Source organism: Kitasatospora sp. NBC_00070, assembly GCF_045041205.1.
GTDB lineage: Bacteria > Actinomycetota > Actinomycetes > Streptomycetales > Streptomycetaceae > Kitasatospora.
Genome location: NZ_CP108247.1, coordinates 4,879,522 through 4,905,023, shown reverse-complemented (window position 1 = coordinate 4,905,023; position 25,502 = coordinate 4,879,522). Strand labels below are relative to the sequence as shown.

Below are 25,502 nucleotides of genomic sequence, written 5' to 3'. Positions count from 1 at the left end.
AGGGGCGTAAAACCAGATGAGAAATGTCAGGTCCTCTGTCTACCCTCTCCGCGATGGCCGAGAACAAGCAGCAGAACAGATCCGACACACCCTCACCTCCCACACCCGAGCCGCCCCGTCGGTCCACGGTGCGGTCGCTGCTGCGCCTCTGGCCGTACGCCCGCACCGCCCGCTGGCGGATCGCCGGGTCGGTGACCGCCGCGCTGCTCGCCTCCGGCAGCGTGCTGCTGGTCCCGCTGGTGCTCCGGGCGATCGTGGACGGCCCGATCACCCACCACGACCTCGGCGCGCTCTGGCCGCTGGCCGGGCTGCTCCTGCTGCTCGGCCTGGCCGAGGCCGGCCTGTTCGGCATCCGCCGGGTGATCGTGGCCCGGCCGCTGGCCAAGGTGGAGAGCGCCATGCGCGGCGACCTCTACGCCAAGCTGCAGCGGCTGCCGGTCTCCTTCCACGACCGCTGGCCGTCCGGCCAGCTGCTCTCCCGGGCCACCTCCGACATGTTCACCATGCGGCTCTTCCTGGCCTTCCCGCTGGTCTTCCTGATCGTCAACTCGCTGGTCTTCCTGACCGGTTCGGCGATGATGTTCGCACTCGACTGGCGGCTCGGCCTGATCACCCTGCTGCCCGCCCTCCCGCTGGTGCTGCTCACCCGGCACTTCGAGGACCGGTACTCGGGAGCCGCCCGGCGGGCCCAGGACCAGACCGGTGACCTGGCCACCGTGATCGAGGAGTCGGTGCTCGGCATCCGGATCCTCAAGGCCTTCGGCCGGCACCGCACGATGGCCGACCGGTTCAAGCGGCAGGCCGCCGAGCTGCGCTCCACCGAGCTGCACAAGGCCGACATGCTGGCCAACCTCTGGGCGGTGATCGTCGGCCTGCCCGAGGTGGCGCTCGGCGTCGCGCTGGCGGTCGGCGTGGTCCGGGTCGCCGACGGCGACCTCTCCACCGGCACCCTGGTCGCCTTCCTCTCCACCGCCCTGGCCCTGCGCTGGCCGGTCGAGTCGCTCGGCTGGCTGCTCGCGTACGCCAACGAGGCGGCCACCGCGACCGACCGGTACTTCGAGGTGATGGACGAACCCGAGGACGACCCGGCCGCGACCGGGCACCGGCAGCGGGAGGACCAGGGCATCCGGTTCACCGGCGTCCGGTTCCGCTACCCCGACGCGCCCGCCGACACCCCCGACCTGCTCACCGGCGTCGACCTGCACATCCGGCGCGGCGAGACGATGGCCCTGGTCGGCGCGACCGGCAGCGGCAAGACCACGCTGACCGCGCTGCTCCCCCGGCTGTACGAGACCACCGGCGGCAGCATCACGCTGGACGGCCGGGACCTCCGCTCGATCCCGCTGCCCCGGCTGCGCGAGCTGGTCAGCATCGCCTTCGAGGAGCCCACCCTGTTCTCCGCCTCGGTCCGGGAGAACGTCCTGATGGGCCGTCCGGAGGCGACCGAGCAGGAGCTCGCCACCGCCCTGGACACCGCCCAGGCCGGCTTCGTCGAGAAGCTGCCCGAGGGGGCCGGCACCCAGGTCGGCGAGCAGGGCCTCAGCCTGTCCGGCGGCCAGCGCCAGCGCCTGGCGCTGGCCCGCGCGGTGGTCGGCCGCCCCGAGTTCCTGGTGCTGGACGACCCGCTCTCCGCGCTCGACGTGCACACCGAGGCGCTGGTCGAACGGGCCCTGCGCCAGGTGCTCGCCGACACCACCGCACTGGTGGTGGCCCACCGGCCGAGCACCGTGCTGCTAGCCGACCGGGTCGCCGTACTGGCCGAGGGCCGGATCGTCGCCGTCGGCACCCACCAGGAGCTGCTGCACAGCTCCGCCGCCTACCGCGAGCTGATGACCGGTCAGACCGCCACCGAACGGAGCCTGGTCCGATGACCGCCACCACCGTGCAGAGCGCCCCGGTCGAGGAGGAGCTGCCGCACCCGGCCGAGGACGAGGACATCCCCGTCCCGCCCGGTGCCGCCCGGCGCCTGCTCGGCGAGCTGCTCGGCCCGCACCGCCGCCGGATCGTGGGCGCGATGCTGGTCATCCTGGTCCAGCAGGCCGCCCTGCAGTCAGGCCCGCTGCTGGTCGCGATCGCGATGGACCGGGGCATCCCGGCGCTCCGCGAGCACGACGCCGGCCCGCTGGTCGCGGTGGTCGCCGCCTACCTCGGCTGCGCCGCGCTCTCCACCGTGCTGCAGCGCGCCTTCATCCGGCTCAGCGGCCGGATCAACCAGGACATCCTGCTCACCCTGCGCGGCCGGATCTTCCGGCACGCCCAGCGGCTCAGCCTGGACTTCCACGAGCGCTACACCTCGGGCCGGATCATCTCCCGCGCCACCAGCGACGTGGACGCGCTGCGCGAGCTGCTCTCCGAGGGCCTGCAGGAGCTGCTGACGGTCTGTCTGTCGGTCTTCTACATCTCGATCGTGCTGATGGTCATGGACTGGCGGCTCGGCCTGGCCGCGCTGCTCTCCTTCCTGCCGATGTACCTGAGCGTCCGCTCGTTCCGGCGCCGCTCGCTCAAGGTCTACCGCCGCTCCCGGACGGCGGTCGCCTCCGTGATCGTCCGGTTCACCGAGACCATGAACGGCATCCGCCCGGTCCAGGCGTTCCGCCGGGAGGCCGCCAACGAGGCCGCCTTCGGCACCGTGAACCGGCAGTCCGCCGCCGCCACCGCCGACGGCCTGCTGGAGATGGCCCGCTACGTCGCCACCTCCCGGGCGGTCGCCAACACCTGGATCACCGGCGTGGTGGTGCTCGGCGCCGTGCTGGTCACCGACGGCAGCCTGGAGCTCGGCGCGCTCACCGCCTTCGTGCTCTACCTGCGCCGCCTGTACGACCCGATCGACCAGCTGGCGATGTTCCTGAACAGCTACCAGTCGGCCGCCGCCGCCCTGGAGAAGATCGCCGGCCTGCTGGCCCACGAGCCCTCCGTGGCCGAGCCGACCACGCCGGTCGCCCTGCCCACGGCCCGGATGAAGGGCCGCCAGGTGGTCTTCGACGAGGTCCGGTTCGCCTACCGGACGGGCAAGGAGGTGCTGCCCAGCTTCGACCTCACGCTGGCCGCCGGGCAGACCACCGCCGTGGTCGGCGCCACCGGCGCGGGCAAGTCCACCCTGGCCAAGCTGCTCGCCCGGTTCTACGACCCGACCGAGGGCGCCGTCCGGCTGGACGGCGTGGACCTCCGCTCGCTGCCCACCGACGAGCTCCGGCGCGGCGTGGTGATGGTGACCCAGGAGTCCTTCCTGTTCTCCGGCACGGTCGCCGAGAACATCGCGATCGGGCGCCCCGGCGCCACCCGCGAGGAGGTCGAGCAGGCCGCCCGGGAGATCGGCGCGGACGAGTTCATCACGGCGCTCCCGGACGGCTTCGACACCGACGTCCGCAAGCGCGGCGGCCGGATCTCGGCCGGCCAGCGCCAGCTGGTCGCGTTCGCCCGGGCGCTGCTCGCCGACCCGGCGGTGCTGATCCTGGACGAGGCCACCTCCTCGCTGGACGTCCCCGGCGAGCAGGCCGTCCAGCGCGCCATGCGCACCGTGCTGGCCGGCCGGACGGCCGTGATCATCGCGCACCGCCTCTCCACCGTGGAGATCGCCGACCGGGTCCTGGTGATGGACCAGGGCCGGATCGTCGAGGACGGCACCCCCGCCGCCCTGATCTCCGGCCAGGGCCGCTTCGCCGACCTGCACAACGCCTGGCGGGACAGCCTGGTCTGACCGGCCCTCAGGAGGCCTTCCGTCAGGCCCGCTCCACCGGGATCCACAGCTCCGCGTCCGCGCTCGCCCCGTCCGGGGAGAGCCGGACGCGGAGCAGTTCCGGCCCCGGCCGGCTGCGGTACGGGTTGGACGGGAACCACTGGGTGAACACGTCCCGCCACAGGTACTGCAACGTCTGCGGGAACGCTCCCGAGCTCTCGAAGACCGCCCACAGCCCGGCGTCGACCGGCAGCGCCGCCATCCCCTCCGGCACCGCCGCCGAGGTCACCGCACCGTGGTAGTAGTCGAGTTCGGTGCCCTCGGCCCGGCTGCCGTCCAGGTTGTCGCAGACCGCGACGATCCCGGCCGGCTCCTGGTCGGCCAGCGCCGCCACCGCCGCCACCGCCTCCGGGCCCAGACCCCGGACGAACTCGGCGATCGCCGGGTTCACCCCTTCGTGCACCAGCGGCACCCTGGCCCGGTACCCGACCACCTGGAACCGCTCCTTCTCCACCAACCGGTACCGCATGCTCGTGCTCCCTTCGACGGTGAGGCGGAAGGACATCCGGGGCTGGGCGTGCAGCGTCGCGCCGGTCCGCCGGGCATCGCCCGGCCCGACCCCGTGCTGGGCCCGGAAGGCCCGGGCGAACGCCTCGCCCGAGCCGTAGCCGTACCGCACCGCGATCTCCAGCAGGGTCCGCTCGCCGGCCAGTACCTCGGCCCCGGCCACGGTGAGCCGCCTGCGCCGGACGTACTCCGACAGCGGTATCCCGGCCAGCGCCGAGAACAGCCGCCGGAAGTGGTGCTCCGAGGTCATCGCGGTCCTGGCCAGTCCGGCCACGTCGATCGACCCGTCGAGCCCCCGTTCGATCTCGTCCATGGCCCGGTTCAGCTGCTCCAGCACCCGTTGCTCCTTCGCTCTGACTGGTCCTCAGCCTAGGAAGACCAGGCCCGACCTGACCCGACATCCGGTGCCCGTTCCGGTCGGGTGGCCGTTCCGGTCGGGTGGCCGTTCCGGTCGGGTGGCCGGGCCCCGGTTCCTGGCGGGCAGCCGGTCCGTCCAGGACATGGCTGATCCCCCCACTCAACGTCCGAGTGAGGGGATCAGCTCCGCGCGAGGGCCTTACCGGAGCAGGCCCGCATTCATCCCGGGCGTCTCCGCCGGGAGCGCGGCCAGCCCGAGCTCGGCCGGGGAGGCCAGCAGCTGGTGGGCGGGCAGCACCCGGACGGTGTAGCCGAACGGGCCGGTGCGGCAGAGCTCGAGCGATCCCTCGTACCGGTACCGGCCGTCCAGATCGGGGCCGCCGGCCGGCTTGAGGGTGAGGGCCACCGCGTCGGAGATGCCGTCGCTCTCGTCCACCCGGCCGGACACCACCTGGACCTCCACGTCACCTGGCTCCAGCGCGCCGAGCGAGACCTGCACCCGCAGGGTCAGCGTCGAACCCAGCTCCTGCGCCTCGGACAGACCCTCGGTCTCCACGTGCTCGACCCGGACGGCCGGCCAGCCGTCCCTGATCCTGGCCTTCCAGCCGGCCAGCTCGCGGGCCCCGAGGTGGTCGGATCCGGCCAGCTCGCGCTGGGCCAGCGCCGCCGGCGCGTACAGCCGCTCGACGTACTCCCGGACCATCCGGCCGGCCAGCACCTTGGGCCCGAGGGTGACCAGGGTGTGCCGGACCATCGCGATCCAGGCGTGCGGCAGGCCGTCCGCGGCCCGGTCGTAGAACCGGGCGGCGACCTGGTGCTCGATCAGGTCGTAGAGCGCGGCCGACTCGATGTCGTCCCGCCGCTCGGCCTCCGGGCTCTCCGGGTCCAGGGTGGAGGAGACGCCGTCCGCGGTCGGGATCGCCCAGCCGTTCCGGCCGTCGTACCACTCGTCCCACCAGCCGTCCAGGACGGACAGGTTGAGGCAGCCGTTCAGCGCGGCCTTCATCCCGGAGGTGCCGCAGGCCTCCAGCGGGCGGAGCGGGTTGTTCAGCCAGACGTCGCACCCCGGGTAGAGGTGGGTGGCCATCGCCATGTCGTAGTCGGGCAGGAAGACGATCCGGTGCCGGATCTCCGGGTCGTCGGCGAACCTGACCAGCTGCTGGATCAACCGCTTGCCGCCGTCGTCCGCCGGGTGCGCCTTGCCCGCCACCACGATCTGCACCGGGCGGGTCGGGTGCAGCAGCAGCGAACGCAGCCGGACCGGGTCACGGAGCATCAGGGTGAGCCGCTTGTACGAGGGCACCCGCCGGGCGAAGCCGATGGTCAGCACGTCCGGGTCGAGCGCCGCGTCGACCCAGCCCAGCTCGGCGTCGCCCGCGCCGCGCTGCCGCCAGGAGGCCCGCAGCCGCTGCCTGGCCTCGTCCACCAGCTGGCTGCGCAGCGCGCGCCGCAGCTCCCAGATCTCGCCGTTGCCGATCCGCTCCAGGCCCGTCCAGCGACGGGCCTCGCCGGTCGCCATGGCGTCCTCGGCCTGCTCCTGGCCGAGCAGCCCGGCCGCCAGCCGGACCACCGCGGGGTCGATCCAGGTCGGCGCGTGCACGCCGTTGGTGATCGAGGTGATCGGCACCTCGGCGGCGTCGAAGCCCGGCCACAGGCCGCTGAACATGCCCCGGCTGACCTCGCCGTGCAGGGTGGAGACCCCGTTCGCCCGCTGGGCCAGCCGCAGGCCCATCGCGGCCATGTTGAACAGCTTGGGATCGCCGCCCGGCCAGCTCTCCACGCCGAGCGCGAGCACCTGGTCCACCGGGACGCCCGGCAGTGCGGCGTCCCCGCTGAAGTGACGGGCCACCAGCTCCCGGTCGAACCGGTCGATCCCGGCCGGCACGGGGGTGTGGGTGGTGAACAGCGTGCCGGCCCGGACCGCCTCCAGCGCGGCGGCGAAGTCGAGGCCCGCACCGACCAGCTCGCTGATCCGCTCCACGCCCAGGAAACCGGCATGGCCCTCGTTGGTGTGGAACACCTCGGGGACCGGGTGCCCGGTCAGCCGGCCGTACGTCCGGACCGCCCGGACGCCGCCGATGCCGAGCAGCATCTCCTGCAGCAGCCGGTGCTCGCTGCCGCCGCCGTACAGCCGGTCGGTCACCTCGCGCTCGGCGGCCGTGTTCGGCTCGATGTCGGAGTCGAGCAGCAGCAGCGGGACGCGGCCGACCTGGGCCTTCCAGATCTGCGCGGCCAGCGTGCGGCCGCCCGGCAGCGCGAGGTCGACCCGGCAGGGGGTGCCGTCGGGCTCGCGGAGCAGGGAGACGGCCAGCTCGTCCGGGTCCAGCAGCGGGTAGCGCTCCTGCTGCCAGCCGTCCCGGGAGAGCGACTGCCGGAAGTAGCCGTGCCGGTAGAACAGGCCGACGCCGACCAGGGGCACGCCGAGGTCGCTGGCGGCCTTCAGGTGGTCGCCGGCCAGGATGCCGAGCCCGCCGGAGTACTGCGGCAGCGCGGCCGCGATGCCGTACTCCGGTGAGAAGTACGCGATCGCGGCGGGCAGCGGGCCGGCGCCGTCGCCGGGCGCGGGTGCGCTCTGGTACCAGCGCGGCCCGGCCAGGTAGTCGCGCAGGTCGTCGGCGAGGTCACCCAGTCGGCGGAGGAAGCGGCGGTCGGCCGCGAGCGCGGACAGCCGGGCGGCCGGCACCTCGCCGAGCAACCGGACCGGGTCCTCGCCGACCGCCGACCAGACCTCCGGGTCGACGGAGCGGAACAGCTCCCTCGTCTCGGGGTGCCAGGACCAGCGGAGATTGAGCGCGAGCTCGTGCAACGGCTGGAGTTGTTCGGGCAGGACGGTGCGCACGGTGAATCTGCGGATTGCCTTCACGGCGTGCAGCCTAGACCCCGGGATATGGCTGACGGCCCGTCAACTGACGTATTACCCACCCTTTTGGACCATTGATGAGATCGCGATCGGCGCACTTGGCGACACAGGGGCGCGCGGGGGCGCATTCGGGCCAGAGCACACGCCGACCGGGCATGAACACTCAGGAACGAGCATGTTTCCAGTGTCTGATTCACCACCCCCAAACGTCCGAAATCGCCCTCTTACCGCGTCGTAGGTCTTGCCGCCGGTGTCAGGATGGACAAAGGTCGGTGGTGCGACGGGAAGTGCGATCCGGGTGGCGCCTTCCCCACGCCCACGTCCGGAACCTTCCTCCGACGATCCCTCAACTTCCTTTAGTCCATTCGGTCTCCGTGTGCCGCCGAGGCGTGCCCTGACCCGGCCCTCGCTCGTTTGCCGGTTCGGGTCGGGTCACCACCGGAGCGCGCCCGGGCGCTCGCGCGCCGGGACGCACGCGAGCAGGTAGACGGACGCCGGTCCTTCCTCACCCATGCAGTCCCCCGGCACTCCCCCGACCCGGCCCGGTCCGCGGGAGCCGCCGCCGATCTCGGGCAGGAGTCAGGCATGCACGGCGACACGCGGGACCAGGCGACCACGGCCACCGGTGGACTTGAGCCATCGTCAGAACCCGAGGCGCCACTGCCGGCGCCCCGGGCGGCCCGGAAGACGGCCGCCCCCCGGAAGACCGCCGCTCCCCGGAAGACGGCGGCCGCTCGTAAACCCCCCGCGAAGACCGCCGCCCGCAAGACGACAGAGAGCGACACCGTGATCGGCCGCATCCCCGTCCTGGACGTCTCCCCGCTGATCGACGCCGGCCGCCGCCCGGCCAAGGCGGCGGTGGGTGAACGCTTCCGGGTCACCGCCACCGTCTTCCGGGAGGGCCACGAGGCGGTCAACGCCAACCTGGTGCTCCGCGACCCGCGCGGCCGCAGCGGCCCGTGGACCCCGATGCACGAGCTGGCGCCGGGCACCGACCGCTGGGGCGCGTACGTCACGCCCACCGCGCCCGGCCGCTGGTCCTACCTGGTGGAGGCGTGGAGCGACCCGGTGGCCACCTGGCGCAAGATCGCCGGCGTCAAGCTGCCCGCCGGGATCGACACCGCGCTGGTGCTGGAGGAGGGGGCGGCACTGCTGGAGCGGGCCGCCGCCGGGGTGCCGAAGAAGGAGGGCCGGGCGCACGTGCTGGCCGCCGTGGACGCGCTGCGCGACCCGGAGCTGCCCCCGCTCAGCCGGCTGGCCGCCACCCTCACCCCCGAGGTGGTCACCCTGCTGACCCGCTACCCGCTGCGCGAACTGCTCAGTTCCTCCCGGCCGCTGCCCCTCCAGGTGGACCGGCAGCGCGCGTTGTTCGGTGCCTGGTACGAGTTCTTCCCGCGGTCCGAGGGTGCGGTGATCGATCCGGACGGCAACCTGCCGCCGGTCTCCGGCACCTTCCGCACCGCCGCCGAACGCCTGCCGGCCGTCGCCGCGATGGGCTTCGACGTGCTCTACCTGCCCCCGATCCACCCGATCGGCCGCGCCTTCCGCAAAGGCCCCGACAACTCGCTGACGGCCGGCCGGCACGACGTCGGCTCCCCTTGGGCGATCGGCTCCCCCGAGGGCGGCCACGACGCCGTCCACCCGGACCTGGGCACCATCGAGGACTTCGACCACTTCGTCGCCGAAGCCACCGCGCTGGGGATCGAGATCGCCCTCGACTTCGCCCTCCAGTGCTCCCCCGACCACCCCTGGGTCAACAAGCACCCCGAATGGTTCAGCCACCGCCCCGACGGCACCATCGCCTACGCCGAGAACCCGCCCAAGAAGTACCAGGACATCTACCCCGTCAACTTCGACCAGGACTTCGACGGCCTCGTCAAGGAGACCCTCCGGGTGCTGCGGCACTGGATGAACCACGGCGTGCGGATCTTCCGTGTCGACAACCCGCACACCAAGCCGGTGGTGTTCTGGGAGAAGGTCCTCGGCGACATCGCCCGCACCGATCCGGACGTGCTGTTCCTCGCCGAAGCCTTCACCCGCCCGGCCATGATGAGCACCCTCGGCAAGGTCGGCTTCCACCAGTCCTACACCTACTTCACCTGGCGCGAGAGCAAGGCCGAGCTCACCGAGTACCTCACCGAGCTGAGCGGTGACAGCGCCGCCTGGATGCGGCCCAACTTCTTCGCCAACACCCCCGACATCCTGCCGGAACACCTCCAGCACGCCGGCCCCGCCGCCTTCGCGCTGCGCGCCGTCCTCGCCGCCACCCTCTCCCCCAGCTGGGGCGTCTACGCCGGCTTCGAGCAGTACGAGAACGAGCCCGCCGCCCCCGGCTCGGAGGAGTACGCCCACTCCGAGAAGTACGAGCTGCGCCCGCGCGACTGGACCGCCACCGACACCCTGGCCCCGCTGATCACCACCCTCAACCGGCTGCGCCGCCGTCACCCCGCCCTCCAGCAGCTGCGCGACCTCACCTTCCACCCCACCGACAACGACCACGTCCTCGCGTTCTCCAAGACCGCCACCACCGAGGACGGTCTCACCGACCACGTCATCACCGTGGTCAACCTCGACCCACGGCACGCACAGGAGACCACCGTCACCCTGCCCTGGGACGGGCCGCTCGCGGTCCACGACGAGCTCACCGGAGCCTCCTGGACCTGGCACCGCCACAACTACGTCCGGCTCGATCCCACCACCGGGCCGGCCCACCTCCTCACGGTTCGGAGGAACCCTCAGTGACAGTCAACGAGCCCGTGCCCGACACCTTCGCCGAGACCTCTCCCGGGAAGCTCGACCCGGAGTGGTTCAAGCGGGCGGTGTTCTACGAGGTACTGGTGCGATCGTTCCAGGACAGCAACGGTGACGGGGTGGGTGACCTCAAGGGCCTCACCTCCAAGCTGGACTACCTCCAGTGGCTCGGGGTGGACTGCCTCTGGCTGCCGCCGTTCTTCGCCTCGCCGTTGCGGGACGGCGGGTACGACGTGGCGGACTACAAGTCGGTGCTGCCGGAGTTCGGCGACCTGGCGGACTTCGTGGAGTTCACCGACGCGGCGCACAAGCGCGGCATGCGGGTGGTGATCGACTTCGTGATGAACCACACCAGCGACCAGCACCCGTGGTTCCAGGAGTCCCGCCGCGACCCGGACGGCCCGTACGGCGACTTCTACATGTGGGCCGACGACGACAAGCAGTACCCGGACGCCCGGATCATCTTCGTCGACACCGAGACCAGCAACTGGACCTACGACCCGGTCCGGAAGCAGTACTTCTGGCACCGGTTCTTCTCCCACCAGCCCGACCTGAACTACGACAACCCCCGGGTGCAGGAGGAGATGATCGCGGGGCTGCGGTTCTGGCTGGACCTCGGGATCGACGGGTTCCGGCTGGACGCGGTGCCGTACCTGTTCGCCCGGGAGGGGACCAACTGCGAGAACCTGCCGGAGACCCACGAGTTCCTCCGCCGGGTCCGCAAGGAGATCGACGCCGACTACCCGGACACCGTGCTGCTGGCCGAGGCCAACCAGTGGCCGGAGGACGTGGTCGACTACTTCGGTGACTTCGCCTCCGGCGGCGACGAGTGCCACATGGCGTTCCACTTCCCGGTGATGCCGCGGATCTTCATGGCGGTCCGCCGGGAGTCCCGCTACCCGGTCTCCGAAATCCTGGCCAAGACGCCGACCATTCCCGGCAATTGCCAGTGGGGTATTTTCCTGCGCAACCACGACGAGCTGACCCTGGAAATGGTCACCGACGAGGAGCGCGACTACATGTACGCGGAGTACGCCAAGGACCCGCGGATGCGGGCCAACGTCGGAATCCGCCGCCGGCTGGCCCCGCTGCTGGAGAACGACCGGAACCAGATCGAGCTGTTCACCGCCCTGCTGCTCTCGCTGCCGGGCTCGCCGGTCCTCTACTACGGGGACGAGATCGGCATGGGCGACAACATCTGGCTCGGCGACCGGGACGGCGTCCGGACCCCGATGCAGTGGACGCCCGACCGCAACGCGGGTTTCTCCTCCGCCGACCCGGGCAGGCTCAGTCTGCCGCCCATCATGGACCCGGTGTACGGCTATCAGGTGACCAACGTCGAAGCGCAGCAAAGCAGTTCGAGCTCGTTGCTGCACTGGACGCGTCGCATGATCGAGATTCGCAAGCTCAATCCGGCCTTCGGCCTCGGCAGCTACACCGAACTGCCCTCCAGCAACCCCGCGGTGCTGGCCTTCGTGCGCGAACACGAGGGTGACCTGGTCATGTGCGTGAACAATTTCTCGCGCTTCGCACAGCCGACCGAGTTGGATCTGCGGCGGTACGGGGGACGCTATCCGGTGGAGCTGATCGGTGGCGTTCGCTTCCCGTCGATCGGCGAGTGGCCCTACCTGCTGACCCTGGCCGGGCACGGCTTCTACTGGTTCCAGTTGCGCAACCCTCACAAGCAGTGAAGTAACGATCGGTCAGATCACTTCCCTCGGGGGCGCGAAGAGAAATTTCACGCGCCCCCGAGCGATCTCTGCACCACCGCGTACGGAGAACAGCCCAACGGCCACCCACACTAAGGCGTGACACCCGAGCCCGGCTCGCGTGCCGTCGCCGTCGCGCCGCCGAAATCCGGAAGACTGACGGGCCCGGCCAGACCCGTCGGGCAGTCGGCCCGCTTCCGGGGAAAGGGAGTCATGTCCGAAACCTCCCGTTCTCAAGCCCATCTGCGCCAGGATGCCCCGAGACCACTCGGGGCGCGTGACGCGGGGGCTCGGAGGACCACCGTCGGGGTCAGCGAGCTGGTCCAGGCCGCGCTGCCGCTGATCATCGGCTGGCTGCCCAGCCAGCGCTGGTACGCGGGCAAGGGGCGCGCGATCACCAGCATCACCCCGGTGGTCGGCACCCCGCTCCAGGTCGGCGACCCCGCGCTGCTGCACCTGCTGATCCAGGTCGAGTACGCGGGCGACGGCGGCTCGTCCCAGTGCGACATCTACCAGCTCCTGCTCGGCATCCGCTCGCAGGAGCCGCCGGGGATCGGCCCCGGCGCCGTCCTCGGCCGGCTCCGCGGCGGCCCGTACGACGGCGCCGCGCTCTACGACGCCGTGCACGACCCGGAGCTGACCGGTCGTCTGCTGGAGCACCTGGCCACCGGCGACCGGTTCGGCGCGCTGTCGTTCCGCCGCACCCCGGGCCCCGGGCTGCCGGGGAACCTGCCGGGGCGGGCCTCCACCGCCGAACAGTCCAACAGCTCGGTGATCTACGGGACAGCCTTCATCCTCAAGCTGTTCCGCCGGATCAGTCCCGGCACCAACCCCGACCTGGAGCTCTCGCTGGCGCTCTCCCGGGCCGGCTCGACCCGGATCCCCCGGGTGGCCGCCTGGTTCGAGAGCCGGATGGAGGGCGCCGAACCGGCCACCCTCGGGCTGCTCCAGCGCTACCTGCCGGACGCGGAGGACGGCTGGGAACTGGCGCTCGACCAGGTCGGGCGGCTGAAGGGCGACCCGTCCCCGGGCAACTTCGCGATCGAGGCGCACCGGCTCGGCCGGGCCACCGCCGAGGTGCACCGGGTGCTGGCCAGGACCATGCCGGTGGCCCGGCTGGACCGGACCCAGACCCACCGGCTGGCCACCGCGATGACCGAGCGGCTGGACCACGCGGTCACCGCCGTCCCCGGGCTGACCAGGTACCGGTCCGCCCTGCAGGCCGCGTTCCAGGCCCTGACGGCGGATCACCTGGACGGCCTGCCGGTCCAGCGGATCCACGGCGACCTGCACCTCGGCCAGGCCATGCGCACCCCGCACGGCTGGGTGCTGCTGGACTTCGAGGGCGAGCCGGCCAAACCGCTGGCCGAGCGCAGGCTCCCGCAGCCCGCGCTGCGGGACGTAGCGGCGATGCTGCGGTCCTTCGACTACGCCGCCGCCCACCTGCTGGCCGGCACCCCGTCCGACCCGGAGCTGGCCCACCTGGCGGCGTCCTGGGCGGGGCGCAACCGGACGGCGTACTGCGCGGGGTACGCCGCGGGCGGCGGCATGGAACCGTCCTCGGCGCCCGAACTGATGCGGGCGCTGGAGATCGACAAGGCGGTCTACGAGGTGGTCTACGAAGCCCGGCACCGGCCGAGCTGGCTCCCCATCCCGTTGGCCGCGATCAACCGCCTGGCCCTGACCGTCTGACCCATCCACTCCGCAGGAGGACTCCGCCGTGACCCCGCTCGGCCCGAAGCGCGACCGCAGCACGCCCGTGCCCGCCACCTTCCTGCCCGAGCGGGCCGCCCGGCCCGCTCGGCACCGGACCGGCGCCGCCCCGGCGGCACCGGCAGCGGGCTCCGACCGGGGCACCGCGGAGCCGGTGGCGGTGGAGCCCGGACCGCTGCCGCACGCCGCGCTCCGGCTGCCGGAGGCCGGCCTGCCGCCGAGCGAGATCGACCGGCTGCTGTCCGGTGAGCACCACGACCCGCACGGCCTGCTCGGCGCGCACCTGACCTCCGAGGGGGTCTCGATCCGGGTGCTGCGCCCGTTCGCCGAACGGGTGGTGGTGCTCACCGGACAGGGGCCGGTGGAGCTGACGCACCTTCGGTCCGGCCTGTTCACCGGTCTGCTGCCCGGGGCGGCCGAGCTGCCGGACTACCGGCTCCAGGTCACCTACCACGGGGTGGAGCACGTCCAGCAGGACGGGTACGGGTTGCCGCCGACGTTGGGTGAGTTGGATCTGCATCTGATCGCGGAGGGTCGGCACGAGCAGTTGTGGCGGGCGTTGGGTTCGCATCTGCGGATGGTGGAGGGGATTCCGGGGACGGCGTTCGCGGTGTGGGCGCCGAACGCGGCGGGGGTGCGGTTGGTCGGGGACTTCAACCACTGGGACGGCACCGGTCACCCGATGCGCTCGCTCGGCTCCTCCGGCGTCTGGGAGCTCTTCGTCCCGGGCCTGGAGGCGGGCACCCGGTACAAGTACGAGATCCACACCCGGCAGGGGTGGGTGCTCAAGAAGGCCGACCCGCTGGCCCGGGCCACCCAGTGCCCGCCGGAGACCGCCTCGGTGGTCACCGAGTCGACGTACGAGTGGGAGGACGCCGACTGGCTGGCCCGACGGGCCCGGACGGTGCACCACCGGGCACCGATGTCGGTCTACGAGCTGCACCTGGCCTCCTGGCGCCCCGACCTCACCTCCTACCGCCAGATCGCCGCCGAACTCCCGTCGTATCTCCAGGAGTTGAACTTCACGCATGTGGAGTTCATGCCGGTGATGGAGCATCCGTTCGGGGGTTCCTGGGGGTACCAGGTGTCGGGTTTCTACGCGCCGACGGCGCGGCTGGGCAGCCCGGACGACTTCCGGTTCCTGGTGGACACCCTGCACCGGCACGGCATCGGGGTGATCGTGGACTGGGTGCCCGCGCACTTCCCGAAGGACGACTTCGCGCTGGCCCGGTTCGACGGTGAGCCGCTGTACGAGCCGGCCGACCCGCTGCGGGCCGAGCACCCGGACTGGGGGACGCTGGAGTTCGACTACGGCCGCACCGAGGTCCGCAACTTCCTGGTCGCCAACGCCGTCTACTGGTGCGAGGAGTTCCACATCGACGGCCTGCGGGTCGACGCCGTCGCCTCGATGCTCTACCTCGACTACTCCCGCGAGGGCGGCGCCTGGACCCCGAACCAGTTCGGCGGCCGGGAGAACCTGGACGCCGCCGCCTTCCTGCAGGAGATGAACGCCACCGTCTACCGGCGCTGCCCCGGCGTGGTCACCATCGCCGAGGAGTCCACCGCCTGGGCCGGCGTCACCCGGCCGACCGACACCGGCGGCCTGGGCTTCGGCCTGAAGTGGAACATGGGCTGGATGCACGACTCGCTGGTCTACATGTCCAAGGAGCCGGTGCACCGCAAGCACCACCACAACGAGATCACCTTCTCGATGGTCTACGCGTACTCGGAGAACTACGTGCTGCCCATCTCGCACGACGAGGTGGTGCACGGCAAGGGCTCGCTGGTCGCCAAGATGCCCGGCGACTGGTGGCAGCAGCGCTCGAACCACCGCGCCTACCTGGGCTTCATGTGGGCCCACCCGGGCAAGCAACTGCTGTTCATGGGACAGGAGTTCGCCCAGGGGGCGGAGTGGGACCACGAGCAGGGCCCGCAGTGGTGGGTGCTCGGCGAGGACTGGCCGGCCGCCGCCGACCACCGCGGCGTGCAGCGCCTGGTCGCCGATCTGAACGGCCGTTACCTGGCCACCCCGGCGCTCTGGGAGCAGGACACCACCCCGGACGGCTTCCGCTGGCTGGACGGCGGCGCGGCCGAGGACAACGTGCTCTCCTTCGTCCGGTTCGCCGCCGACGGCAGCCCGCTGGTGGCGGTGTCGAACTTCTCCCCCGTGGTCCGGCACTGCTACCGGGTCGGCCTGCCCGCCCTGGACACCGCCGACCAGCTCTGGGAGGAGACCCTGAACACCGACGCCGCCGAGTACGGCGGCAGCGGCATCGGCAACTCCCACCCGGTCAAGGCCGACGCCACCCCCTGGAACGACCAGCCGCGCAGCGCCCAGCTGGTGCTCCCGCCGCTGGCCACCGTCTGGCTCCGCCCGGCGAACTGACCGCCCGTCCGTCCCCGGCGGCCGGCCGGAAGGCCCGGCCGCCGGGGACGTTCGTCCCTTGCCTCCTTCGGGTGGTCGCGCATGCGGGCGGCCGTTCCCGGTGCGAATGTATGGTCAATGTGACCGTGCACTGAGGACGACCGGAACGGAGCTCCCACGTGGCGCGCAGCGTGTACGTGACCGGGATCGACCGAGGGGACGGCCGGCAGGCCGTCGAACTCGGGGTCATGGAACTGCTCACCCGTCAGGTGGACCGGGTCGGTGTGTTCCGTCCCCTGGTCCACGCCCACGCCCCCGGCGAGCCGGGCTCGGACCACGTGGTGGAGCTGCTCCGCAACCGCTACCGGCTGGACCTGCCGACCACCGAGCTGTACGGCCTCACCTACGAGGAGGCGGCCGCGCTCCAGGCGGCACAGGGGCAGGACGAGCTGGTCTCCACCCTGGTCGACCGGTTCCGCGCGCTGGAGCGCCGCTGCCAGGCGGTGCTGGTGCTCGGCACCGACTTCGCCGACACCAACATCCCGGACGAGCTGGCCTTCAACGCCCGGCTGGCGAACGAGTTCGGTGCCTGGGTGCTGCCGGTGGTCGGCGGCCACGACGAGGACCCGCAGGCGGTGATCGCCGAGGTGCGCAATGCCCACCGGGCCTACCGCGACCTGGGCTGCTCGATGCTGGCGATGATCGCCAACCGGGTCGCCCCCGGCGCCAAGCAGCAGATCCAGCGCACGCTGGCCGAGAAGCTCGCCATCCCCGCGTACGTCCTGCCGGAGGAGCCTGCGCTGGCCGCCCCGACGGTGGCCCAGCTGATCGAGGCGACCGGCGCCGAGCTGCTGCTCGGCGACGCGGCGGGCCTGGCCAGGGACGTCCGGGGCTTCGTGTTCGGCGGCGCGATGCTGCCGACCTTCCTGACCGCGCTGACCGAGGGCGCGCTGGTGGTCACCCCCGGGGACCGGGCCGACCTGGTGATCGGCTCGCTGGCCGCGCACGCGGCGGGCGCCCCGCCGATCGCCGGTGTGCTGCTGACGCTCGGTCAGCACCCCGGCCCGAACGTGATGGCGCTGGCCGCCCGGCTGGCCCCCGGCACCCCGGTCGCCGTGGTCCCGGAGGGCAGCTGGCTGACCGCCGCCGCGCTCACCCATCTGGAGGGCAGGCTCACCCAGGCCAGCCCCCGGAAGGCCGAGATCGCCCTCGGCCTGTTCGAACTGCACGTCGACACGGCCGAGTTGACCAGTCGGATCGAGCTCAGCCGGTCCGAGCGGGTCACCCCGATGATGTTCGAGCACGCGCTGCTGGAGCGGGCCAGGGCGGCCCGCCGGCACGTGGTGCTGCCCGAGGGCACCGAGGAGCGGGTGCTGCGCGCGGCCGAGGTGCTGCTGCGCCGCAACATCTGCGACCTCACCCTGTTGGGCGAGCCGGACGCGATCCGCCGCAAGGCCGCCGCGCTCGGCATCACCCTGCCGACCGAGGGCGACGGCGGCGACCGGGCCAGGGCCCGGCTGGTCGACCCGGCCACCAGCCCGCTCCGCCAGCAGTTCGCCGAGCTGTACGCCAAGCTGCGCGCGCACAAGGGCATGACGGTCGAGCTGGCGCTGGACGTGGTCACCGACGTCTCCTACTTCGGCACCCTGATGGTCCAGGAGGGCATCGCCGACGGCATGGTCTCCGGCGCGGTGCACTCCACCGCCGCGACCATCCGCCCCGCCTTCGAGGTGATCAAGACCGCGCCGGGTGCGGCGATCGTCTCCTCGGTCTTCTTCATGTGCCTGGCCGACAAGGTGCTGGTCTACGGCGACTGCGCGGTCAACCCCGACCCGGACGCCCAGCAGCTGGCCGACATCGCCATCCAGTCCGCCGAGACCGCCGCCCAGTTCGGCGTCGAGCCCCGGGTCGCGATGCTCTCCTACTCCACCGGCACCTCCGGCTCCGGCGCGGACGTGGACAAGGTCCGCAAGGCCACCGAGCTGGTCCGCGAGCTGCGCCCGGACCTGCTGGTGGAGGGGCCGATCCAGTACGACGCGGCGGTCGACGCGCACGTCGCGGCCACCAAGCTGCCGGGGTCGGCGGTGGCCGGCCGGGCCACCGTGCTGATCTTCCCGGACCTCAACACCGGCAACAACACCTACAAGGCGGTGCAGCGCTCGGCCGGTGCGGTGGCGGTCGGCCCGGTGCTGCAGGGCCTGCGCAAGCCGGTCAACGACCTGTCCCGGGGGGCGCTGGTGCAGGACATCGTCAACACCGTCGCGATCACCGCCATCCAGGCCCAGGGTGGTCCGGCCCAGAACGAAGGAACCGCCTCATGAGCGACGCCACCCGGGTCCTGGTCCTCAACGCCGGCTCCTCGTCGGTCAAGTACCAGCTGATCGACATGGTCGACGGCGCCCGGCTGGCCTCCGGCCTGGTCGAGCGGATCGGCGAGGGCAACGGCCGGATCGCCCACACCCCGCCCGACGGCGTCCGCCGGGAGACCGTCCAGGTCTTCCCGGACCACGGCGCCGCGCTCAAGGCGGTGGCCGAGGAGCTGGCCGCCGACGGCCTCGGGCTGGACTCCCCCGAGCTGGCCGCGATCGGCCACCGGGTGGTGCACGGCGGGCAGCGGTTCACCGCGCCGACCCTGGTCACCGACGAGGTGCTGACCGAGATCCGCCGGCTGATCCCGGTCGCCCCGCTGCACAACCCGGCCAACATCACCGGCATCGAGGTGGCCCGGGCGCTCCGCCCCGACCTGCCGCAGGTGGCGGTCTTCGACACCGCCTTCCACGCCACCATGCCGGAGTACGCGGCCAGGTACGCGATCGACAAGGCGGTGGCGGACGAACACCGGGTGCGCCGCTACGGCTTCCACGGCACCTCGCACCAGTACGTCTCGCGGGCCACCGCCCGGCTGCTCGGTAAGGACCCGGCCGAGGTGAACGTGATCGTGCTGCACCTGGGCAACGGCGGCTCGGCCTCGGCGGTGGCGGGCGGGGTCTGCGTGGACACCTCGATGGGCCTCACCCCCCTGGAGGGCCTGGTGATGGGCACTCGTTCGGGTGACGTCGACCCGGGCGTGGTGTTCCACCTGCACCGGGTGGGCGGCCTGAGCATCGACCAGATCGACGAGCTGCTGAACCGCCGCAGCGGCCTGCTCGGCCTGTGCGGCGACAACGACATGCGCGAGATCATGCGCCGGGCGGACGACGGCGACCAGGACGCGAAGCTGGCCTTCGACGCGTACGTCCACCGGCTGCGCAAGTACCTCGGCGGCTACTACGCGGTGCTCGGCCGGGTGGACGCGATCGCGTTCACCGCCGGGGTCGGCGAGAACGCCGCGCCGGTCCGCGCGGCCGCCTGCGCCGGTCTGGAGGAGCTCGGCATCGCGGTGGACCAGGAGCTGAACTCGGTCCGCTCCGGCGAGCCCCGGGTGATCTCCCCCGAATACGGACGGGTCACCGTCGCAGTGGTACCCACGGACGAGGAGCTGGAGATCGCACAGCAGTCCTTCGCCCTGGTGCACGGAGCCTGACGAAGCGTCAGCATCCCACGCCTCGGGATGCTTCGTCGGCGATCTCTCCCCATTCGAGCGGAATGCACCCATAACACGAACGGATAGACTGACCGATATGCGCCGAGCGAAAATTGTCTGCACCCTGGGTCCTGCCACGGACTCCTACGAACAGCTGAAGGCCATCGTCGAAGCGGGCATGAACGTCGCCCGACTGAACATGAGCCACGGCTCCCACGCGGAGCACGAGGAGCGGTACCGCAAGGTCCGCCAGGTGTCCGAGGACACCGGCCGCACCATCGGCATCCTGGCCGACCTCCAGGGCCCGAAGATCCGTCTGGCGACCTTCGCCAACGGCCCGGTGACGGTCGACAACGGTGACGAGTTCACCATCACCACCGAGGATGTGCCCGGGGACCAGCACATCTGCGGCACCACCTACAAGGGCCTGCCCGGCGACGTGAAGCCCGGCGACCCGGTTCTGATCAACGACGGCGTCATCGCCCTGGAGGTCGTCAGCGTCGACGGCCCGCGGGTGAGGACCGTGGTGATCGAGGGCGGCGTGCTCTCGAACAACAAGGGCATCAACCTGCCCGGCGCGGCCGTGAACGTGCCCGCGCTGTCCGAGAAGGACAAGGACGACCTGCGGTTCGCGCTGGAGCTGGGCGTCGACATGGTCGCGCTCTCCTTCGTCCGGAACGCGGGCGACATCCACGACGTGCACAAGGTGATGGACGAGGTCGGCATCCGCGTCCCGGTCATCGCCAAGATCGAGAAGCCGCAGGCCGTCGAGGCGATGGAGGAGATCGTCCTCGCCTTCGACGCGATCATGGTGGCCCGTGGCGACCTCGCGGTGGAGTACCCGCTGGAGAAGGTGCCGCTGGTCCAGAAGCAGCTGATCACGCTGGCCCGCCGGAACGCCAAGCCGGTGATCGTCGCCACCCAGATGATGGAGTCGATGATCCACGCCTCGCGGCCGACCCGCGCCGAGGTCTCGGACGTCGCCAACGCGATCCTGGACGGGGCGGACGCGATCATGCTCTCCGCCGAGTCCAGCGTCGGCAAGTACCCGGTCGAGACGGTCAAGACGATGAGCCGGATCGCCGAGACGGCCGAGGAGGAGCTGCTCTCGCAGGGCCTCCAGCCGCTCAACCCGGGCCGCAAGCCGCGCACCCAGAGCGGCTCGATCGCCCGTGCCGCCTGCGAGCTGGGCGACTTCCTGAACGCCGAGGCGCTGGTGGCGTTCACCAAGTCCGGCGACACCGCGCGCCGGCTCTCCCGCTACCGCTCGCCGATCCCGGTGGTGGCCTTCACCCCGGACGTCGCCACCCGCAACCAGCTCTCGCTGAGCTGGGGCGTCGAGGCGTACGTGACCGAGCAGGTGGAGACCACCGACGCGATGGTGGCCCAGGTCGACCAGGAGCTGCTGGCGCTGCGCCGGCTGAACGAGGGCGACACCGTCATCGTGACGGCCGGCTCCCCGCCCGGCATCCCCGGCAACACCAACATGGTCCAGGTGCACCACCTGGGCACCCGCGCGGCCCGCTGAGCCCCGCCCGCAGAACGCCCGTGGGGCGCCCCGGAGTCTCCGGGGCGCCCCACGGGCGTGACGGCTGTCCCTAGTACGGCGTGGTGTCGTTGAAGAGGTGCATGCCGGGGATCGTCAGGGTGCCGCCGAACTGACCGGCCTGGACGGCCTTGGCGCCGGTCAGGGTCAGGTCCAGCGGGATCGGGACGGTGCTGAGCATGTCCCAGAGCCACTTCGGCAGGGTGTCCGGGGTGAGCGTGATCTCGCCCAGGTCGATCGGGATCGGCAGGCCGAGCACCTCGGCCAGGTGGCCCGAGAGGCTCTCCACGTACATGGTGACCGGGCCCTGGCGCATGGTCGAGGTCGACCCCGGGCGGCTCTTCACGTGGAAGGTCTTGCCGGGGATCTGAATCGTCGACATGTCGAGGTTCTCGATGTCCACGCTCGCGGTGGTGAACTTCAGCACCCGCTTGGTGCCGGTCGGGGTCTTCACGTCGTAGACGCCGTTGAAGACCGAGCCGTGCAGCGCCAGCCGGGTCGAGCGGAGCGTCCAGTTCTGCTCCGGCACCACGTGCCCGGGGCCGGCCTTGAGGGCCTTCACCGAGCTGGTGTCCAGCGAGCAGTTCGGGTCGGCCGAGGGCGAGGGCGAGGTCTTCGCGGGCGACTTGGGCTTGGCCGCGGCGGACGGCGACTTGGCGCCTGCGGTCGGCCCCGAGGTGGCGGACGGGCTGCCGGCCGGCGTCCCGGCCACCGGTGCCGGCGGAGCGGCCGGGCTGGGCGTGGTCACCGGAGCGGCGGTCGGCTTCGCGGAACTCGGAGACGGCGTCGGGGAGTTGCTCGGCTTGGCCGGCAGGAAGATGTCCGCGATGTCGTCGATGATGCCGCTCGGCCGGGAGCCGCTCCGGGAGGCGCGCTCGGTGGCCGGGGCGGACGGGCTGGGGGTGCCGACCGGCGCAGGGGCGCTCGCGGAGCCGCTCGGCACCGTGCCGGGCGTGGTGGACGGGGTCGCCCCGGGCAGCCCGGGAGTGCCCGGCAGCGGGGTCAGCTCGCTCTGCGGGACCGGGATCTCCTCCAGCACCGTGTCCGGGGCGCTGGCGCAGTTCTTCGGGGTGTCGGCGGAGGCCAGCGACGGGATCGTGCCCATCAGCAGCGCGGTGGGGACGGCGGCCAGCGCGAACGCCCGGCCGCGCAGGCGGGAGCCGCGCCGTGCTGCGGCGTGCCGCGGGCCCGGCAGCCGGGCCCCGGCCGCCTCGTCTCGGTCGGTCACCGTTGCCCCTCCGGATCGGCGGCCTGCGGCTGGGCGGGCAGCACCTGGGTGTCGGCCGGGGCCGCGACGGGCGGCTCTCCCTGGCCAGGCTCGTGCGGGAGCGCGCCGTACGTCAGGGCGGCCTGCTCCGGCAGCCCGGCGGGGGCCGGCTGCTCACCGGCGAACTCGGCGCCCTCGACGACCGGTTCGGGCTTCAGCGGGGCCCAGGAGACCAGCAGACCGCCGGCCACCAGGCCGAGCAGGAAGCCGAGCAGGAAGCCGCCGAAGTTGGAGACCGGGATGGAGATCAGGCTCAGGATGGTGGTGGCCACCCCGCAGAACACCCGGACCAGCGGCTGGAACCACGCGGTCAGCCCGAGCGCGATCAGCAGCACGCCAATCACCAGCGAACCCGCGCCGGCCGTGGTCGACATGGCCATCGTGAGCTGACCGAGCTTCAGGTGGAAGTACGGGAAGTACAGGATCGGCCCGCCCGCCAGGATGGCCAGCAGCCCGCCCCAGAACGGTCGGGTGTGCCGCCAGGTGTGGAACCTCTCCCAGGGGGTGGCCTGGCCCTCCTGCTGGGGCCACGGGGGGACGGTAGCGCTGGACACGAGGCAGCTCCTCGGTGGTACTCGCAGGCGGGAAGTCGGAGAGGGTACGGCCGGGCCGGGGCGGTGGCCCCGCCCCGGCCGTGACGAGCGGTCGGTCGTCCGGGGACGGACCGTCAGCCGGCCTCGGGCATGTAGCACTCGATGCCCTGGCCCGCGCCCTTCTTGATGTTGAGCTTCAGGCCGTTGAGCTTGAAGGTGCCCGCGGTGGTCGCCCACGCGGTCTGCTTGACGTCGGTCAGGATCGCCTCGTCGGCGGCCTGGGCGAAGCCCCGGGCGCCGGTGGGCAGCTTGCCCTGCTTGCGGACGAGGTCGATCGAGTCGCCGTCCTTGTGCCCGAGGGTGGAGGCGTCCTGGCCGATGTTGATGTTCTTGAACTGGGCGTCCGCCTTGAGCTCGGAGACGTCCAGGATCAGGTTCTCGGCGGTGACCGGGTTCTTCGGGTCGCCACCGGCGTTCAGCACCAGGGTCCAGTCACCGAGCGGACCGAGGTTGGTCTTCACCGACTGGCACATGTTGTTGATGGTCGCCGTGTCGAAGGTCGAGATGGCGATCGGGTGCGGCGTGCCGTTGACCTCGAAGTCGACCCCGCCGAACTGGGCGAAGTTCGTGCCGGTCAGGCGCGAGGTGGTGACCTTGAAGTCCTGGCCCGAGACGCTGAACGAGGCGGCCAGCGCGTTGCTCGCGAGGCTCACGCCGATGGCCGCGGTGGCGGCGATGCTCGGAACCATGACGATCGCGAAACGCTTCCAACGGGTCTTGCCGAAAGTCTGGGACATGCGAGTCCTCCTTCTGGGACGTACATCTCCGGCCGTTCCCGGCGCGTCCCGCGCCGGCCCGGCTGGGATGGGAGAGAGCCACGTCCTCTGTAGCGGCGACAACCTACGGCCGCGCAGGGGTGCGCGGCCGGAAAGGACAGGACCCGCGCTGTTCTGGGATCTGCGGATACCCCCCTGCCCTCAGCCGCCGGCCTGAGCCGGCGACCACCCGGTGGGGACCTCTGGGGAGAGGACCGGGCGTGGCCGATCGTGCTTGAATCCCCAGCGAAGTACAAGAGGTTCGTTACTGACGGGTAATCCAACATCGGTAACTGTCGATCATGGAATCCGGGCATTTCTCACGGAGAGTGACGATCTGGCGGGCCGTCAGCTTGGAAACGGCTTGGAAACACCAGTGAAACACCCTCCCCCCGTCACCGATGGTGATGAGGAGAGGGTGTGGTCAAGATTTGATAAAGGCCCGCGAATCCCTGCGCATTGTCGCCAAATCACCCACGGCACCGCAGGTCACCGGCCGTGCCAGCAGCGGGTGTTCAGAACAGTACGCGGGCCAGTGCGGTCCGGGCGGCGCCCACCCGCGGGTCCTCGGCGCCGATCACCTCGAACAGCTCCAGCAGCCGCAGCCGGGCGGTGTCCCGGTCCTCGCCGAACGTCCGGCCGACGGTGTCCACCAGGCGCCCGAAGGCGTCCTCGACGTGACCGCCCACCAGGTCCAGGTCGGCCGCGTCCAGTTGGGCCGCGACGTTCTTGGGATCGTCCGCGGCCGCCGCCCGGACCACCTGCGGGTCGAGCTGCTCGACCCGCTGCAGCAACTGGGCCTGCGCCAGACCGAGCTTGGCCTCGACGTTGCCGGGCTGGTCGGCCAGCACGTTCCGGTACGCCTGCACGGCGCCGCCCAGGTCGCCCCGGTCCAGCGCGTCGTGCGCGGCCGAGAGCGCCGGGTCCTCCGGCGGCAGCGCGGCGGCCGGGGCCTGGCCCTCGGGCGCACCGGTACCGCCGACGATGCCGAAGCGCTGCTCGGCCACCGCGATCAACTGGTCGATGATCTTACGGACGTTGGCCTCGTTCTCGGCGCCCTGGAACAGCGGGACGAGCTGGCCGGCCACCACTGCCATCACGGCCGGGATGCCCTGGATGCCGAACTGCTGGGCGATCAACTGGTTGGCGTCGACGTCGATCTTCGCCAGCACGATCCGGCCGGCGTACTCCTCGGCGAGCCGCTCCAGGATCGGGCTGAGCTGCTTGCACGGCCCGCACCACTCGGCCCAGAAGTCCACCACCACCGGCACCTCGGCCGAGCGCTGTACGACCTCGGCCTCGAAGGTGTCCTCGCTGACGTCGAGCACCAGCGGGTAGGAGGCGGTGGGCGGGACGATGCCGTCCGCCTCTGCGGCGGCGGCCTGGCGGGCCCGCTCGGCCCTGGCCTGCTCGGCCTTCTGGGCGGCCTCTCCGGCCGCCTTCACTGCGGCGAGATCGACCGCACCGCGCAGGGCGGAGCTGTTGAGACCTGAATTCCGTGGCTGCATGGCACTATCCTCCCCCGTCCGCACCGGTGACGTGTGCCAACTGCCGGGAAAGGCCCGGGGGCCTCTCCGGTCCGGCGTCGGCGGGAGTCGCCTCCCCGGTAGTCGAAGGAGTCCGGCGCGGATCCCCATCCGCGCCCCGCGCCCACCCGATCCCCGGATCGGCGCGTGGTTGTCGCTCTATTCGCTACGAGTCGTAGCGTATCTGCACCCGGGGCCGGTGCCGCAAGCCCCTCCGGGCAACCGGGTACGTGAGCTGCCCCACTTTCGGGGACCTCCCGGGTCCCGCTACGGCCGATATGTCGCTACCGTGTG

The 25,502-nt window shown here is 71.8% G+C and carries 15 protein-coding genes; 9 read left to right on the top strand and 6 right to left on the bottom strand.

Annotated elements, in window-relative coordinates:
- Window positions 1-53 precede the first annotated feature (53 nt).
- Complete coding sequence (locus OHV05_RS22545; RefSeq protein WP_405019264.1) at window positions 54-1,871, top strand: ABC transporter ATP-binding protein; 1,818 nt, start codon at window positions 54-56, stop codon at window positions 1,869-1,871.
- The gene (locus OHV05_RS22540) at window positions 1,868-3,697 is read left to right on the top strand and encodes an ABC transporter ATP-binding protein (RefSeq protein WP_405019263.1); all 1,830 of its coding nucleotides are present in this window, start codon (window positions 1,868-1,870) and stop codon (window positions 3,695-3,697) included. The genes OHV05_RS22545 and OHV05_RS22540 overlap by 4 nt, the downstream gene beginning before the upstream one ends.
- 22 nt (window positions 3,698-3,719) lie before the next feature.
- On the opposite strand, the gene OHV05_RS22535 is transcribed toward OHV05_RS22540, so the two are convergent.
- Window positions 3,720-4,580 carry an effector binding domain-containing protein gene (locus OHV05_RS22535; RefSeq protein ID WP_405019262.1) on the bottom strand — a complete coding sequence of 287 codons (861 nt, stop codon included), beginning with the start codon at window positions 4,578-4,580 and terminating at the stop codon, window positions 3,720-3,722.
- Between the two features lie 219 nt (window positions 4,581-4,799).
- Entirely contained in the window at window positions 4,800-7,463 is a 2,664-nt protein-coding gene (gene glgP, locus OHV05_RS22530) for an alpha-glucan family phosphorylase (protein ID WP_405019261.1), read from the bottom strand.
- Between the two features lie 783 nt (window positions 7,464-8,246).
- Between glgP and OHV05_RS22525 the strand changes: the two genes are divergently transcribed.
- From OHV05_RS22525 to pyk, 7 genes are all read left to right on the top strand, one after another.
- Window positions 8,247-10,202, top strand: coding sequence for a maltotransferase domain-containing protein (locus tag OHV05_RS22525; RefSeq protein WP_405021520.1), 1,956 nt, complete (start codon window positions 8,247-8,249; stop codon window positions 10,200-10,202).
- Complete coding sequence (gene treS / locus OHV05_RS22520; protein ID WP_403035111.1) at window positions 10,199-11,902, top strand: maltose alpha-D-glucosyltransferase; 1,704 nt, start codon at window positions 10,199-10,201, stop codon at window positions 11,900-11,902. The genes OHV05_RS22525 and treS overlap by 4 nt, the downstream gene beginning before the upstream one ends.
- A 231-nt stretch (window positions 11,903-12,133) precedes the next feature.
- The gene (locus tag OHV05_RS22515; RefSeq protein WP_405019260.1) at window positions 12,134-13,612 is read left to right on the top strand and encodes a maltokinase N-terminal cap-like domain-containing protein; all 1,479 of its coding nucleotides are present in this window, start codon (window positions 12,134-12,136) and stop codon (window positions 13,610-13,612) included.
- Window positions 13,613-13,640: 28 nt separating this feature from the next.
- Window positions 13,641-16,019 (top strand): 1,4-alpha-glucan branching protein GlgB, encoded by a 2,379-nt coding sequence (gene glgB / locus OHV05_RS22510; protein ID WP_405019259.1) that lies wholly within the window; start codon window positions 13,641-13,643, stop codon window positions 16,017-16,019.
- Between the two features lie 158 nt (window positions 16,020-16,177).
- Entirely contained in the window at window positions 16,178-18,319 is a 2,142-nt protein-coding gene (pta, locus tag OHV05_RS22505) for a phosphate acetyltransferase (RefSeq protein WP_405019258.1), read from the top strand.
- Complete coding sequence (locus tag OHV05_RS22500; protein ID WP_405019257.1) at window positions 18,316-19,521, top strand: acetate kinase; 1,206 nt, start codon at window positions 18,316-18,318, stop codon at window positions 19,519-19,521. Before pta ends, OHV05_RS22500 begins: the two co-directional genes overlap by 4 nt.
- A 97-nt stretch (window positions 19,522-19,618) precedes the next feature.
- Entirely contained in the window at window positions 19,619-21,049 is a 1,431-nt protein-coding gene (gene pyk, locus OHV05_RS22495; protein ID WP_403035099.1) for a pyruvate kinase, read from the top strand.
- A 70-nt stretch (window positions 21,050-21,119) separates the two neighbouring features.
- On the opposite strand, the gene OHV05_RS22490 is transcribed toward pyk, so the two are convergent.
- The 4 genes from OHV05_RS22490 to trxA form a co-directional block, all read right to left on the bottom strand.
- Window positions 21,120-22,295 carry a hypothetical protein gene (locus OHV05_RS22490; protein ID WP_405019256.1) on the bottom strand — a complete coding sequence of 392 codons (1,176 nt, stop codon included), beginning with the start codon at window positions 22,293-22,295 and terminating at the stop codon, window positions 21,120-21,122.
- Window positions 22,292-22,888, bottom strand: coding sequence for a DUF6114 domain-containing protein (locus OHV05_RS22485; protein WP_405019255.1), 597 nt, complete (start codon window positions 22,886-22,888; stop codon window positions 22,292-22,294). The genes OHV05_RS22490 and OHV05_RS22485 overlap by 4 nt, the downstream gene beginning before the upstream one ends.
- A gap of 113 nt (window positions 22,889-23,001) precedes the next feature.
- Window positions 23,002-23,664, bottom strand: coding sequence for a DUF6230 family protein (locus OHV05_RS22480; protein ID WP_405019254.1), 663 nt, complete (start codon window positions 23,662-23,664; stop codon window positions 23,002-23,004).
- 533 nt (window positions 23,665-24,197) lie between these two features.
- Entirely contained in the window at window positions 24,198-25,190 is a 993-nt protein-coding gene (trxA, locus tag OHV05_RS22475) for a thioredoxin (protein ID WP_405019253.1), read from the bottom strand.
- Between the last annotated feature and the right edge of the window lie 312 nt (window positions 25,191-25,502).